This window comes from Chryseobacterium pyrolae, from assembly GCF_025153485.1.
Lineage (GTDB): Bacteria > Bacteroidota > Bacteroidia > Flavobacteriales > Weeksellaceae > Chryseobacterium > Chryseobacterium antibioticum.
In genome coordinates this window covers 42883-57449 of sequence record NZ_JANZQH010000006.1, presented here as the reverse complement: position 1 = coordinate 57449, position 14567 = coordinate 42883, and the positions used below count along the sequence as shown (strand labels likewise).

13 protein-coding genes are annotated in these 14567 nt (G+C 38.1%); 6 read left to right on the top strand and 7 right to left on the bottom strand.

Translation table 11 applies throughout. From position 1 onward, the window contains the following. Nucleotides 1–61: 61 nt before the first annotated feature. Genes NZD88_RS13315 through hemA form a run of 5 tightly spaced genes read right to left on the bottom strand, consistent with a single transcriptional unit; the run spans nt 62 to nt 4196 of the window. Nucleotides 62–733 carry a uroporphyrinogen-III synthase gene (locus NZD88_RS13315; RefSeq protein ID WP_259829800.1) on the bottom strand — a complete coding sequence of 224 codons (672 nt, stop codon included), beginning with the start codon at nt 731–733 and terminating at the stop codon, nt 62–64. After that, nucleotides 733–1389, bottom strand: a complete 657-nt coding sequence (locus NZD88_RS13310) for a peptidoglycan recognition protein family protein (protein ID WP_259829798.1) — start codon at nt 1387–1389, stop codon at nt 733–735. Before NZD88_RS13310 ends, NZD88_RS13315 begins: the two co-directional genes overlap by 1 nt. A gap of 10 nt (nt 1390–1399) precedes the next feature. Beyond that, nucleotides 1400–1981: a DUF1287 domain-containing protein gene (locus tag NZD88_RS13305; RefSeq protein WP_259829796.1), complete on the bottom strand. Its 582-nt coding sequence runs from the start codon at nt 1979–1981 to the stop codon at nt 1400–1402. Between the two features lie 45 nt (nt 1982–2026). Continuing rightward, the gene (gene hemC, locus NZD88_RS13300) at nt 2027–2935 is read right to left on the bottom strand and encodes a hydroxymethylbilane synthase (protein WP_259829794.1); all 909 of its coding nucleotides are present in this window, start codon (nt 2933–2935) and stop codon (nt 2027–2029) included. Then, nucleotides 2922–4196, bottom strand: a complete 1275-nt coding sequence (gene hemA, locus NZD88_RS13295; RefSeq protein ID WP_169234451.1) for a glutamyl-tRNA reductase — start codon at nt 4194–4196, stop codon at nt 2922–2924. The genes hemC and hemA overlap by 14 nt, the downstream gene beginning before the upstream one ends. 389 nt (nt 4197–4585) lie before the next feature. Between hemA and NZD88_RS13290 the strand changes: the two genes are divergently transcribed. The 6 genes from NZD88_RS13290 (at nt 4586) to NZD88_RS13265 (ending at nt 10908) form a co-directional block, all read left to right on the top strand. Beyond that, entirely contained in the window at nt 4586–5611 is a 1026-nt protein-coding gene (locus NZD88_RS13290; protein WP_034700899.1) for a rod shape-determining protein, read from the top strand. Nucleotides 5612–5639: 28 nt separating this feature from the next. Continuing rightward, nucleotides 5640–6494, top strand: a complete 855-nt coding sequence (gene mreC, locus NZD88_RS13285) for a rod shape-determining protein MreC (RefSeq protein ID WP_259829786.1) — start codon at nt 5640–5642, stop codon at nt 6492–6494. Beyond that, nucleotides 6487–6993, top strand: coding sequence for a rod shape-determining protein MreD (gene mreD, locus NZD88_RS13280; protein WP_169234453.1), 507 nt, complete (start codon nt 6487–6489; stop codon nt 6991–6993). The genes mreC and mreD overlap by 8 nt, the downstream gene beginning before the upstream one ends. Further along, the gene (locus NZD88_RS13275; RefSeq protein WP_259829784.1) at nt 6990–8993 is read left to right on the top strand and encodes a penicillin-binding transpeptidase domain-containing protein; all 2004 of its coding nucleotides are present in this window, start codon (nt 6990–6992) and stop codon (nt 8991–8993) included. The genes mreD and NZD88_RS13275 overlap by 4 nt, the downstream gene beginning before the upstream one ends. Continuing rightward, complete coding sequence (gene rodA / locus NZD88_RS13270; protein ID WP_259829783.1) at nt 8993–10222, top strand: rod shape-determining protein RodA; 1230 nt, start codon at nt 8993–8995, stop codon at nt 10220–10222. Before NZD88_RS13275 ends, rodA begins: the two co-directional genes overlap by 1 nt. Nucleotides 10223–10329: 107 nt before the next feature. After that, on the top strand, nt 10330–10908 hold the full coding sequence (locus NZD88_RS13265; RefSeq protein ID WP_259829782.1) for a pentapeptide repeat-containing protein: 579 nt from the start codon (nt 10330–10332) through the stop codon (nt 10906–10908). A 368-nt stretch (nt 10909–11276) separates the two neighbouring features. Here the strand turns inward: NZD88_RS13265 and NZD88_RS13260 are convergent, their stop codons facing one another. After that, nucleotides 11277–11987, bottom strand: coding sequence for a C40 family peptidase (locus tag NZD88_RS13260; RefSeq protein ID WP_169234457.1), 711 nt, complete (start codon nt 11985–11987; stop codon nt 11277–11279). A gap of 338 nt (nt 11988–12325) precedes the next feature. After that, nucleotides 12326–14521 (bottom strand): glutamine synthetase III family protein, encoded by a 2196-nt coding sequence (locus tag NZD88_RS13255; protein ID WP_259829781.1) that lies wholly within the window; start codon nt 14519–14521, stop codon nt 12326–12328. Between the last annotated feature and the right edge of the window lie 46 nt (nt 14522–14567).

The window sequence follows — 14567 nt, the reverse complement described above, 5'->3', positions numbered from 1 at the left end:
ATTTAAACTAATACGGCCGTTCCCGGCACTCATTATTTTTACCAGCCAAACTTGTAGCTGCTCAAAGTTCTTTTTTTATCAGCCCAAAAATAGAAGCCAGATTGTTTTCTTCTGATGTAAAGATCTCCTCTGTGGTGTGCTTGCGCAGTTCATTGGAGGTTGTTTCTCCGATTGAAAAAATCTTCATTCCTTCTAAAGAGTTGAGTTTTGCAAAACTACGAACTCCGCTTGGACTAAAAAAAACTGCAGCATGATATTTTTCAGGTACTGAAGGATGGATTTCTTCCGTGTTGTAAATGGTGATCTTTTTGTATTGGATATTCTGAAGAGGAAGGTCCTTGTCCAGGACATCAATGGCCAGATTGCCACAAAAATGAAGGAACTGTTCGTGTTGGCAGTTTCCGATGATAAACCTCGAAAGGGTATCGGCATTTTTCAGAACTTTAAATGTTCCGAAACCGTATTTTCTTAGCTCACGCTTCGTTTTTTCTCCAACGCAGTATATTTTATTGTAGTTTTTGGCGGTAAAATCTTCGTTGGGCTTAAACTGATTTTTAAAAAATGATCTTACCCCATTGACACTTGTGAAAATCAATGAGTGATTTTTTAAGTCAAATGGCGCCATTTTTATAGGCTCAGTCCTAATCACCTCAATACATTCAGCCGAGATATCCGATCCTAATTCTTTGGATAATAAGGTGGCATCTATGGTTTTGGTAAATAGAATTGTCATCAGGGCTTATCTTTTAAGTGTAAATCAGTAACGAGTAGTCTTACTTTTTTCATGAAATCTTTACCCGGATCGTCTTTTGCTGTAAAATAATCTGGGTCAGTCTCTTTCCAAAGTTTTGACCCCCTAAATATACCATATTCTGAGTGTCCTATAAGATATTCTATACTGTATTTTTTAGTTAAGTGTCTAATTAATTGTGCGTTTGCTACAGCTTGTTTTTCTGTAAGCGGCTGGCTTTTGCTTCCAATGTTTTCAATGCCGATGGCGCAGTAATTGAGTCCAATGGTGTGTCTTGCAAACTTATTAGGCTCCATAAGCTGATAAATCGTACCGTCCCTGTCTACGATAAACTGCGAAGAAACATTCAATGTACTCTGTTTTTTTAAAACGTTTCGGGCAGATTCCAAATGGGTCTTATTGAAATATTTATAATTCGTTTCTACAGTTCCGCCAGCGGTATAATGCAGTACAATTACCTTAGGCGAAATGGTGACCGTATTCTGAACAATATTATAATGACTTTTAAGATACTCTAAACTTAAGCGGACTCTTTCGGGAGAATAGTCTATCGGTTTATTAATGATTTTAAATTCGCTGGTTTGAGCTTTCGTACAACATGCCATCAATACAAAGAAAGCATAAATAAGATTTTTCATAAAAGGGGGCTTATTTCTGGTATTGATAATGTCCTGTAATCGTATATTTAAAAAGCACGTCTTCCATCACCTGTCCGCCTCCTATGTTATGGACAATCAAAAACCTCTTTCCGTCAGCAGATTTTTTATTGACGACAATTCCGATATGCGTTAAATTCCCGGGTAAAAGCCAGGTAACAATATCGCCCGGAACATAAAGTGCAGGATTGGTTTCAATGGATTTTGCTTTTCCGAATTTAGAAAAGAAGACGGCAAGATTCGGAACTCTCCGGTGATCAATATTGGTGTCCGGTTTTTTTAATCCCCAGATTTTTGGATATTTTGAGAAATTTTTTGCCATGTCCTCATGCACTTCCTTTTGCAGATCAATCCCCAGTTTTCTGTATGCTCTTATAACAACATCTGTACAGACTCCTTTATTGGCAGGGACATCTCCATTGGGGTACTTAAGTATGAAATAAGTGGGATCATAGGTAACCGTGTTATCTATTAATCCCAAAGCAGAATCAGATAATTGGAGTGCAAATTTATTCTGTGCATTTGCCATAAACACACAGAATGTGAGTAATAATAAAAACAGGGACTTTTTCATTGTTTGTACGTAAGAATATGAAAGTACAAATAAGCTTAAAAGTTCTTAATAAGAATTTTTAATTTCAGTCATCAGCTCTTTTCCTCCGTTTTCAAGAACGATCTTGGCGAACTTTTCTCCGAAATTCTCAGTTTCATTATATTCAAAACTCTCGTCAGTAGCAATGCAGTTTTTGCCATCCAAAGAGCAAAGAGCAGCTTTGAAACGAATCTGGTTTTCGATGATCTCTGCATAGGCGCCAATAGGGGCCGTACATCCGCCTTCCAGTGTGCTCAGGAAATTTCTTTCGATCTCTACACAGATTTGAGTCTTCTTGTGGTTGATTTGGCCTAAGATTTCATTGATCTCAGTTTTATCTGAATGCCCGGCAACAGCAATTACTCCCTGAGAAGCAGCTGGGATCATCAATGGAAGCATCTCGTAATCGATATCCATTTTCATTCTTTTGATTCCTGCCAGAGATAAAATAGTAGCATCAAAATCTCCGTTCTCCAGTTTTTGAAGACGCGTCTGGATATTCCCGCGGATATCGGAAAACTCAGCATGAGGGTAATTCTTTAGCCAGAATGCTCTTCTTCTCAAACTGCTGGTAGCCAGTTTCAGCTCATGGAATTCTTTATTTCGTGCAGATTCTTTTCTGATCAGGACATCCTGTGGGAAATCTCTTTCCAGGTACGTGATGATCTCAATGTTTTGGGGAAGTTGCGTGGGAACATCTTTTAAAGAATGTACAGCGATGTCAATCTCATCATTCAGCAAAGCCACATCAAGGTCTCTTGTGAAAACCCCGGTGATCCCTAAGGAATAAAGTGGTTGATTTAAGTTCTTATCCCCAGAAGATACGATAGGAACGATGTCCGTTAAATAATTACGGTTTTGAAGATGCCTAGCAACCTCTCTTGCCTGCCAAAGTGCAAGTGCGGAATTTCTTGTTCCGATTCTAATGCTTTTCATTGAATTCGTTGTTTGGTTGTTCAACTAATATTTCGTGCATTAATTTACTAATTTCTTCGGCTTTTAAAGGATTATCGATGATAAATTTTGCAAAACGGTTGGTAATTTTCTGGATCATTTTGTCAGAAAGCTCCATGTCCGTGATGTTTATGTATTTATTTTTTCTGTAAAATTGATGCATTTCATTGCGTTCCATGTTCTTCAGAACAGCCTTGAAATGATGAATATTCGGTGCCAGCTTTCTCTTTTTTTCCCACTCCAGAAACTCTTTCATCAGTTCTTTGATGATTTTTTCAGCTTTCGGGATCTCTTTTTCCCGTTGCTGGATCGTTTCCTGGATCTGTTTGGAAAGCTCATCTACATCAATCAGGGTTACATTTTCATTTTCAGTAACGTTCTTTTCAACGTTGTGCGGAATAGAGAGATCGATCACGAGTGTTTCTTTTCCGTTCGGGAAATGAGACTTGTTGATAATAGGGTGTTTTGCTCCTGTTGCAACGATTAAAATGTCGGTATTTTTTAATTCCTGGTCAAAATCAGAATAATCAACATGAGGAATATTATATTTTTCGGAAATCTTTTCAGCTTTCTCCTGCGTTCTGTTGGCGATTTTAATTTTAGGTTGGTAAACATGTTTTACCAGATTTTCAACCGTATTCTGTCCAATCTCGCCTACGCCTAAAAGAAGAATGTTCTTTTCCGTAATTTTTTTCTGGTTGTTTAAAATATAATGGACGGCTGCATAAGATACAGACGCAGCACCGGTGGAAATTCCGGTTTCATTTTTAATCCTTTTCGAGATCTGAATGGCAGCATTGATCGCTCTTTCCAGATAAGGATTAGAATTCTGTCTTTCTTTTTTAAACCGGCTGTACGCTTTTTTGATCTGCCCGATGATCTCAAAATCTCCGATGATCTGGCTCTCAAGTCCTGCTGCTACCCTGAACAGGTGGATAAGAGCCTCTTCTTTGGTCAGGATATTCGCAAACTGAAGGAAATCCGTAAGATGAACCCCGATGGTTTTGCAATATTCCTCTGCGACCAGAAGGTAATTGGGTGAAGTGGTATAGATCTCGGTCCTGTTACATGTGGAAACCACAAATGCATCTCCTAAATCCACATTGTGAATCCTGGTGACAAAGTTTTTGATATTCTCGTCAAAGAATGCGAATTTCCCCCTCGTTTCTGCATCTGCTTTTTCATAGCTGATGGAAAGTACAGCAAAATTCGATGTTTGATGGATGTTGGAATATTGTAACATAATCGCTGCAAATTTACGGTTTTTTTAATTAACCATCCTCTGATAATGTATATGATAATTATCGTGAAAAACTATTGTCAGAAGGAAGGGAAAAGGGAGCAGGGAGATGGAAGTTGAAGGAGGTCTAATGTTCAAAAATATTTTATAATCAAGGTTTTATCTGTTTCTGACGGGTCTGTCTGTTGATTTCCGTCCGAAACATCTTCCATCTCCCGACTTCCTTATCCCATTCATTAATTTTAGTTTAAATCAGGCTCTTTAAATGATTCAATCAAAAGTTAATAAAGAATTGTGAATTTTAATAAAATTTTAACCAAATTATATGCAGGTTAAATTTCTTTAGTAGGGTTAAATTCATATCTTTGTAAACTTAAAATCAGAAGGAAAATATGAGTTTATTCGATATGTTTACGCAAGAAATTGCGATAGACCTTGGTACTGCCAATACCCTAATCATCCATAATAATAAAATTGTTATAGATCAGCCGTCAATTGTTGCAATTGAACGTTCTACGGGTAGACCCATTGCGGTCGGTGAGCAGGCCAAACATATGCAGGGTAAAACTCATGAGGATATCAAGACGATTCGTCCATTGAAAGATGGGGTGATTGCAGATTTCCACGCTTCTGAACACATGATTAAAGAATTTATCAAAAAAATTCCTGGAATTAAAGGTAGATTCATACAGCCGGCACTGAGAATCGTGATCTGTATCCCTTCTGGTATTACTGAAGTTGAGAAAAGAGCCGTTAGAGACTCTGCTCAGAAAGTGAATGCAAAAGAAGTAAGATTAATCTACGAACCAATGGCTGCGGCAATAGGAGTTGGAATCGATGTACAGAAACCTGAAGGAAATATGATCATCGATATAGGTGGTGGTACTACGGAAATTGCTGTTGTTGCATTAGGAGGTATTGTGTGTGACAAATCTGTAAAAATTGCAGGTGACGTATTTACGAACGATATCGCTTACTATCTTAGAACTCATCATAACCTTTACATCGGAGAGAGAACAGCTGAAAGAATCAAAATTGAAGTAGGTTCTGCAGTAGAAGATCTTGACGTTGATATTGAAGATATCCCGGTACAGGGTAGAGACCTTATTACAGGAAAGCCAAAAGAGATCATGGTAGGGTACAAAGAAATTGCACGTGCATTAGACAAATCCATTATCAGAATCGAAGATGCTGTGATGGAAACGCTTTCTCTTACACCACCGGAATTGGCTGCTGATATTTATAAAACAGGTATCTATCTTGCTGGAGGAGGTGCTTTATTGAGAGGTCTTGCAGACAGATTGCACAAAAAAACCGGTCTTCCTGTATTTGTAGCAGAAGATCCGTTGAGAGCTGTTGTTCGCGGAACCGGTATTGCCCTTAAGAATATGGATAAATTCAATTTCTTAATTAAATAATTTTAACCTTTTACGACAATATATCTGAATGGGATTTTTGCTGAGACTATTTTCGAAGAACGCTCTTTTTGTCTTCTTTATATTCCTGCAGATTGTTGCTCTGGTTCTTATATTCTCTAAAAATGCCATGCAGAAATCATGGGTAGCTGGCCAGTCGGCTGCGCTGAATTCGTGGATTTCGGGGTATATTGATGAAGGAGTTTCATATCTGAAACTGAAACAGATCAATGAAGATCTTGTGGCTCAGAATAAGTCTCTGATGATCCAGCTTTATGGAAAAGAAGGGGCGAAGAATCCTGTATTCAAAAAAGTTCATGATACTTTAGGCGGTGGACAGATCTACACTTTTGTAGACGGCGAAATCGTATTCAACAGTATCAACAGAAGAAATAATTACTTTACAATCAATCGCGGCCGCAGAGACGGTGTTTTTCCTCAGATGGGCGTAATGGCTCCTAAAGGAATTGCCGGAATTGTAATCAACTCTACAGACAGCTATGCTTTGGTGCAGTCTGTCCTGAGTGTTAATAGAATCAGAATCAATGCTTCGTTGAAAAACTCCGGATATTTCGGAACTTTAACCTGGAACGGGGATAATTCCCGAGTGATGCATCTTGCTGACATTCCTAAATATGTGGCTTTAAAAGTAGGTGATACTGTTGTTACAGACGGTAAATCCGCTATTTTCCCTAAGGGGGTAATGATTGGTACTATCGCAGGATATTCTGTAGACAACAAAACCGGTTTCTGGGATATCTCTGTAGAGCTGAGCGAAAAAATGGGTGCTTTAAGCAAAGTATTTGTCGTGAAAAACCTTAAGAAAGCCGAAGTTCAGAAAATCCAGGATACATTGCAGAACGTAATAAAAAAAGAAAATGATTAGCAGGACTTTATTTACCGATATATTGATCATGATCTTTCTGGTTGCATTACAGATTTTTGTACTGAACAGGATCACCATTTTCGGAAAGTATACGCCGGTTCTTTATCCGGTTTTTGTCATGTTTTATCCTTTCTTCAGAAATAAATATCAATTTTTAGCTTTAAGCTTTTTAATAGGACTTTCCGTTGATGCATTCCTCTACTCATGGGGAATCAATGCTTTTGCGACAACACTGATCGCCTATTTCAGAACATTGATTTTCAGGACGTCCACAGATACTTCCACAGACTTTTTCTCCTTTCAGTCCCTTCAGTGGGCGCAGTTTTTACTGTTTCTGTTTTCAAGTATCTTTCTGCACCAGTTTTTAGTGCAGTACATCGAATTTTTTAAATTGAGCCGTTTTTTCGAAATATTACTTAATGTAGTGATAACAAGTATAATTTCCTTTATATTTATCGTTGTTTACGCATTAATATTTAAAATCAAACAAAAAGTTTGAACACACGTTATTTAAAAATCTTTTCCATACTAGTCGTTATCGCCATTATTTTTGTGGCGAGGCTCGCTTATTTACAGTTGCTGACGGACCGTTATGCTTTAAATGCAGCCAATACTTCCATTAAAACAGAATACGTTATTCCGCAGAGGGGTGTTGTTTTCGATAGAAATGGTAAGATCCTCGTAGGAAACCAGCCCGCTTATGAAATCTCTTTTACGCAGGCCTTAATGAAACCCGACTTTGATACTTTGGGATTCTGCAATCTGATGCAGATCAGCAAATCTGATTTTATCAAAAGAATCGACCTCATCAAGAAAGAAAAATACTATTCGAAGCTGACCCCTATGACCTTTTTTAAGGACCTCAGCAGAGAAGACATTGCCAGAGTACAGGAGATTATTTTCAAATATCCGGCATTCAGTATTGTATCCAGACCTCAGCGTCAGTATGAAGTGGGGACCTCCGGAAACCTTTTAGGATATACCAGTGAGGTTAATGAAAGAGAAATAAAGAAAGATTCAGCCTATTATCTTCCGGGAGACTTTATCGGAAAAACAGGGGTTGAAAAATCTTACGAAAAAGAACTTCGCGGTATAAAAGGAATAAAATATATTCAAAAGGATATCAGATTACGAAATATAGGATCTTATAAAAATGGAACCTTAGATAAAGATGTTGTTACCGGAAAGGATATTACCTTAACGATTGATTATGACCTTCAAAGAATGGCTGAAGAAATGCTTGTGGGTAAACACGGAGCTATTGTAGCCATCGACCCGAATAACGGTGAAATTCTGACCATGGCAACCGGTCCGGATATTGACCCTAATTTATTCACGGGACCTTATAAATCTAAAAATCTTTACGCCCTTTCTAAAGATACCTTATACGAAAATAAACCTACTTTTGACAGATCTGTTCAGGCAGCTTATCCTCCGGGGTCTACCTTTAAATTGCTGACTGCTCTTGCGGGACTGCAAATGGGAGTGATGGATGAAAATACAGTCTTTCCTTGTGGTGGCGGTTTTTTTTACAGAGGTTTAAGAATTAAAGGACATGGAGGAGCTGATCCTCTGATCCCGGCTATTCAGGTTTCCAGTAACTGTTATTTTTCCCATGCATTTATTGCGATCATGAATAAATATCCTGGAGATCCTTCCAGAGGCGTTGATGAATGGAAAAAAATCATGAGTAGCTTTGGCGTAGGAGAATATCTGAATAATGATATCGCTGTGGGTTCACCGGGAAGAATTCCTACCGGGAAATTTTACGAAAAAAGAAGCGGTAAAAAAGACTGGACGGGTGACTATACCATGAACGGTTCTATTTTCAATGGAATGGGACAGGGAGACGTTTTGGTGACGCCTCTTCAATTGGCAAATTATGTTGCCGCCATTGCCAATAAGGGATGGTTTTATACCCCGCATATCGTTAAATCTATTGATGGAAAACCTAATCCGGACAAAAGATTTAAAACAAAACATAAAACGCTTGTAGATCCTAAACACTTCGAGCCTGTACTGAAAGGTATGGAAGCTGTAGTATTAAGAGGTACCGCAAGAAGCTTAAAATCCAATGACTTTACTCAATTAGCAAAAACAGGTACTGCACAGGTTCCTCAGGGGAAAGATAACTCAATCTTTGTTTTAATTGCACCTGCAGATAAACCTAGAATCGTTGTAGCTGCAGTAATGGAGCATGCCGGATTCGGTGCAACGTGGGCAGGTCCTGCGTGTACAGTGATTGCAGAAAAATATATTACCGGAGATCTGAAGAGAGAAAATCTGTATAAGAAGATGACCAGTGCCAGCTTCATGCCTGAGTACAAAAGACAATGGGTAGCAGATCTTAAACGTAAAGGTTTATATAAAGACCCAAAAGAAGATTCTGTTAAGCTAAAAAGAAAGCAGGACAGTCTGAACTTTATTAAAGAGCAGAAAATAAAACTGCAGAAAAAAATAGAAGAAGAAACAAAGAACAATACTAAAAAGGTAAAGTAATGAAATGGGCAGAAGGAATAGATAAGCTAGGTCTTGGGCTGTATTTTGCGCTTTGTATCTTTGCAATCGCCAATATTTACAGTGTTGACCAGAAGTTGGGAGAAAAACAGTTGGTTTTCTTCTGTATCTCCTTATTTGTTGGACTTATAATATTCGTTGGAAGGAGTAAATTCTTCGAAAACATGGCGGGTATTATTTATATCGGTGGTGTTTTACTTTTGATCGGGCTTTTTCCTTTTGGAAAGGAGATTCTGGGGCAGAAAAACTGGTATAAATTTGGGAGCTTCACCATGCAGCCCGTTGAATTTGCTAAAATAGGAACAGCTCTTATGCTGGCGAATTATGTGTCAGGACCAGATTTTAATCTTAAAATTAAAAAATCACTCTGGACAGTTTTGGCTATTATCGGAATTCCTGCAGCAGTAGTTTTGGCGATTCCCGATGTAGGGTCTATGCTTGTATTTATTGCGTTTTTTATTGCGTTATACAGAGAAGGACTGAGTGGACTATTGTTTGGAGTAGGATTTATTTTTGCCGGCGTCTTTTTGATCGCTTTGGCTATTCCTCCGGTGTATGTAGCAGTCGCTGTTGTTGTCATCGCAGGTGTTCTGATCGCGATGAATTATCATAGAATGTCCTGGGATGTTATTTCTATTTCAGGAATTGCAGGATCCATTATTTTGCTGTGCGGATTGGCTTTCGGATCACCTTACATTTTGGAGAAACTTCCCAAGCACCAGAGAGAAAGAATTGAGGTTCTTTATAAAGGAGAAAAAGCATTTAGAGATACCTCCGGGTATAACTTATTATATTCCAAAACGGCTATCGGATCTGGCGGAGTTTTAGGCAAAGGATACCGTGAAGGTTCTGTAACACAGGGGAAATTTGTTCCTGAACAGGAAACTGACTATATTTTCTGTACGGTAGGCGAAGAATGGGGCTTTGTAGGAAGTGCCGTTCTCGTATTATGCTATATGGTCTATATCGGCCGGATCTATTATCTGGCAGAACAACAGAAATCCACCTTTAACCGTGTATTTGGATATTGCTTTGCTTCCATCCTGATGATGCACTTTACCATTAATTTAGGGATGGTTATGGGGCTTTTCCCAACTGTGGGTATTCCACTTCCTTATTTCAGTTATGGAGGAAGCTCGTTGCTTGCCTTTTCTATGATGACTTTTATTTTCTTTAAACTTAATTATTCGGATAAAAACAGCTTGGTGTAAGTTGTGAGGGGAAAAGGGAAGCCGAAATCTTTGATGTTTCCTTAAAGCCTGCAATATTCCTTAATAAAGGAGAACATAATCATTATCATTTAAGAATGTAGTTACGTATGAAGCAAGCCTATCTTTCAGACCAGGATTTTCAAAATATAAATTGTACCGACCAGTCTTTTGAAAAAGGCGAATACGAAAACTGTACATTCAGGAATTGCAGCTTTGAATATGCAGACCTTTCTGATTTTAGTTTCACAGACTGTGAATTTATCGGGTGTAATCTGAGTATGGCAAAACTGTTTAAAACAGCTTTTCGAGGTATCCGTTTCAAAGAATGTAAAATGTTCGGACTTCAGTTTAATGACTGTAACGGTTTCGGTCTTTCATTTACTTTTGACGACTGTGCCCTCAATAATTCTGTGTTCTACAATACATCGGTTAAAAAGACCATATTCAAAAATTCAAGATTGATTGAAACCGATTTTGCAGAATGTGATCTCTCCAATTCAGTGCTCAAAGGTTGTGATCTTTCCGGAGCTATTTTCGACCGGACAAACCTTGAAAAAGCAGATCTGAGAACTTCCTTCAACTATTCTATAGATCCTTCCGTAAATCGTCTTAAAAAGGCTAAATTTTCACTTTCCGAAGTACATGGACTCCTGTATAAGCTGGATATTGAAATTGACCGGAGTTAGATATTAGATATTAGAGGTTAGAAGTTAGAGGGTGGAAGCCACGACAAATTCTTTTATTCTGAAAATCTATACATAAATAATTCAATAGAGACGGGTTTTAACCCGCCTTTGTATTTTAAGATTCAAGATAAGGCTTTAGCCAAAACGTATTATTCCTGCCTATCAAACATACCTTGATGACTACGTTTTTTATTACGATGGCTAAAATCCATTTTACCTACATATTGTTCCCCTTCCTTGAAGGGGTGGATTTTTGCGCAGCAAAAAGACGGGGTAGTAAAACACTCTTCATGAAAAGCTCACCAGCCAGAAAATAAAAAAGCCATCAGATTTCTGATGGCTTCATTATTTAAATCAATTATTTAAAATTAAAAACTTGTCGCTGCGGATGGAGTAGAAGAAGCTAAATTGTTATAAGCGTCTCCGTTCTCGTTGATCACTCTTTTTGCGAACCTGAATTTCGGTCCCCAGTAAGAGTCATTCAGCGATGAGATCATTACCCCTTTAGAAGTGGCTGCGTGGATGAATTTGATTTCACCTTCTTCAGTTACACTTTCTACGATACCTACGTGAGAGATTCTTCTTCCGTGTGAAAAGAAGATCAAGTCTCCTTTCTGAAGGTCTCCTTTATCAATACTTTCTCCTTCCTGAGCCTGAGAAGCTGCTACTCTTGGTAAGCTAAGCCCTGCTGCTGCTCCGAATACAGAAAGAACGAAAGCTGAACAATCAATACCTCTTCTGGTCATTCCTCCGTATCTGTATGGAGTTCCAAGGTATGTTTCAGCTTCTGTTAGGATATTATCGATCGTTTTATTGTATTTGACTGCTTTTGCAATCTCAGAATTCTTAATGGATTTTTTTGCATTGGCTATAGATGCCGCCTTTTCAGCTAGAAAAGAATCAATAAGTCTTTGCTTATCCTGCTCCATTTTCTTGTTGTCAAGAGAAGCTAGTTTGGCATCTGTTTTGTATTCTTTAGCATAAGTTGCTGGTTGTGAAACTACATAATTTGTAGCGCAAGATTGAACTGATACTGTAGACACTAAAGCAACTAAATAAAACAAAACTCTTTTCTTCATATATATTTGATTATCCGTGTTAAAAGGAATATTTATTTTCTCAAAGCATTACAAAAGTAGAGATTCCGAGCAAAAGACCCCTGATATGATTATTGTCAGCTTCTTTATTTAACACATTTTAACATATTATTTAAGTATGTTAAAGAAAAACAAACCGCAACCGCCTATTTTTGGTGAGTCCGCGGTTTTTTTTATTATGATTCTTTAACATAATAAAAGGCGTTTCCTTTATTTATCGGATTTTAAGATTCACAACTCTAATTTTCAAGGCTGTTAATAAATCAAAAAAACTCCCCGGAAAAACCAGGGAGCTTAACTAATATGGAACTTTACAGATGTTATTTTGTGAATAACATTTCTCTATATTTAGTCATTGGCCAAAGCTCATCATCCACCATCATTTCAAGATCATCAGAAGCTTCTCTGATCACATCAAATAAAGGGATTACTTTGCTGCAGTAAGTTTCTGCCTGCTTCTGACTATTGGATACAGCTTTCGCTGCTTCTCTTGCTTTAATAAGATCCTCAACGCCAAGTTTGATCTTGGAAACATTCTCAGAGATATTAGTGATTAAGCTCATTTGCTCTTTCGCCAATGTTTTGAATTCTTTGTCCGGGAATATTTCTTTAAGACCTTTTACGTTCTCGATCAATCTGTTTTGGTAATTTAAAGCAGAAGGAATGATGTGGTTTCTTGCGATGTCACTTAAAACTCTTGCTTCAATATCAATAACAGTAGAATATTTTTCTAATTTAATTTCGTTTCTGGCCTCAACCTCTCTGTGAGTGAATACTCCCATTTCTTCATAAAGAGCAACGAATTTTTTATCCATTTCCTGCTTAAGGGCTTCAGGAGTGGTTTTTAAGTTATTCAAACCTCTCTTTTTAGCTTCTTTTGCCCAGTCATCAGAATATCCGTCTCCTTCAAACATAATGCTCTTGCACTGCTTGATGTACTCTCTCAATACATTGAAGATCGCTTCATCTTTCTTCAGTCCTGTTTCGATAAGGGCATCAACTTCTTTTTTGAAATCGATCAATTGTTTTGCAGCGATCGTGTTCATTACAGTCATAGACTCTGCACAGTTGGCAGAAGATCCTACTGCTCTGATCTCAAATTTATTTCCTGTAAATGCAAATGGAGAAGTTCTGTTTCTATCCGTGTTATCTAAAAGAATTTCAGGGATTTTTCCAACAACGTTTAGTTTTAAATCTGTTTTTTCGTCCGGAGAAAGTTTCCCTTCTGTTACTTTTTCAAGTTCTTCCAATACTCTGAACAGCTGACTTCCGATGAATACAGAAATAATTGCCGGTGGAGCTTCGTTGGCACCCAGTCTGTGGTCGTTACTTGCAGATGCGATGCTTGCTCTTAAAAGGTCAGCATATTCGTAAACTGCTTTAATGGTATTAACAAAGAAGGTTAGGAACTGTAAGTTTTTCTTAGGGTTTTTCCCGGGGCTTAATAAGTTTTCACCTGTATCGGTTGCTAAAGACCAGTTGTTGTGCTTTCCGCTTCCATTAACTCCTGCAAATGGTTTCTCATGGAATAAAATGTGGAAATGGTGCTTGTGAGCAATTCTTGCCATGATGTCCATCAACAAAGAGTTGTGGTCTACAGCAACGTTTACTTCTTCAAACATTGGGGCAAGCTCAAACTGGTTAGGTGCCACCTCGTTATGTCTTGTTGTTACAGGGATTCCCAATTTCATACATTCGATTTCCAACTCTTTCATGAAGTTCATTACCCTTGTCGGGATAGAACCGAAATAGTGGTCGTCCAGCTGTTGTCCTTTCGCAGGAGAATGTCCTAATAAAGTCTTTCCCGTTAAAACAAGGTCCGGACGGGATTGGAATAATGCGGAATCAACTAAGAAATATTCTTGCTCCCAACCTAAAGTAGGGGTTACTTTTGTTACGTTTTTGTCAAAATACTGCATTACGTTGGTTGCGGCTTCATCTACAGCGTTCAAAGCTCTTAAAAGAGGTGCTTTATAATCTAAAGTTTCCCCAGTATAAGAAATGAAGATAGAAGGAATACATAAAGTAGTTCCCATGATAAACGCAGGAGAAGTAGGATCCCATGCTGTATAACCTCTTGCTTCGAAAGTATTTCTGATTCCTCCGTTCGGGAAAGAAGAAGCATCAGGCTCCTGCTGGATCAATAAGTTTCCGCTGAATCTTTCGATGGCTCTGCCTCCTTCAATAGGGGTAAAGAATGAATCATGCTTTTCTGCAGTAGTTCCTGTCAATGGTTGAAACCAGTGGGTGTAGTGAGTCGCTCCTTTGCTCATTGCCCAGTCTTTCATAGCTACGGCTACCTGGTCTGCAATGTGTCTCTGGATCTTTGTTCCTTTTTTAATAGCATCCATAATAGACTGGAATGCTTCCTTTGTCAGATATGCTCTCATGGTCTCTTCTGAGAAAACATTCTGGCAGAATAAATCTGACAGTTTTCCGGGAACCTCAACAGAATTATCTCTTCTGAAGTCCTTAAATGGTAAAGTTTCTAACGCTTTGAATCTTAAAGTTGACATATTAAGGTTGTATTTTGTGGGGCAAATTTACAAAAAAAATGAATTG

Coding starts and splice junctions, on each gene's coding strand:
- NZD88_RS13315 (WP_259829800.1), bottom strand. CDS start 733: ATGACAATTCTATTTACCAAAACCATAGATGCCACCTTATTATCCAAA.
- NZD88_RS13310 (WP_259829798.1), bottom strand. CDS start 1,389: ATGAAAAATCTTATTTATGCTTTCTTTGTATTGATGGCATGTTGTACG.
- NZD88_RS13305 (WP_259829796.1), bottom strand. CDS start 1,981: ATGAAAAAGTCCCTGTTTTTATTATTACTCACATTCTGTGTGTTTATG.
- hemC (WP_259829794.1), bottom strand. CDS start 2,935: ATGAAAAGCATTAGAATCGGAACAAGAAATTCCGCACTTGCACTTTGG.
- hemA (WP_169234451.1), bottom strand. CDS start 4,196: ATGTTACAATATTCCAACATCCATCAAACATCGAATTTTGCTGTACTT.
- NZD88_RS13290 (WP_034700899.1), top strand. CDS start 4,586: ATGAGTTTATTCGATATGTTTACGCAAGAAATTGCGATAGACCTTGGT.
- mreC (WP_259829786.1), top strand. CDS start 5,640: ATGGGATTTTTGCTGAGACTATTTTCGAAGAACGCTCTTTTTGTCTTC.
- mreD (WP_169234453.1), top strand. CDS start 6,487: ATGATTAGCAGGACTTTATTTACCGATATATTGATCATGATCTTTCTG.
- rodA (WP_259829783.1), top strand. CDS start 8,993: ATGAAATGGGCAGAAGGAATAGATAAGCTAGGTCTTGGGCTGTATTTT.
- NZD88_RS13265 (WP_259829782.1), top strand. CDS start 10,330: ATGAAGCAAGCCTATCTTTCAGACCAGGATTTTCAAAATATAAATTGT.
- NZD88_RS13260 (WP_169234457.1), bottom strand. CDS start 11,987: ATGAAGAAAAGAGTTTTGTTTTATTTAGTTGCTTTAGTGTCTACAGTA.
- NZD88_RS13255 (WP_259829781.1), bottom strand. CDS start 14,521: ATGTCAACTTTAAGATTCAAAGCGTTAGAAACTTTACCATTTAAGGAC.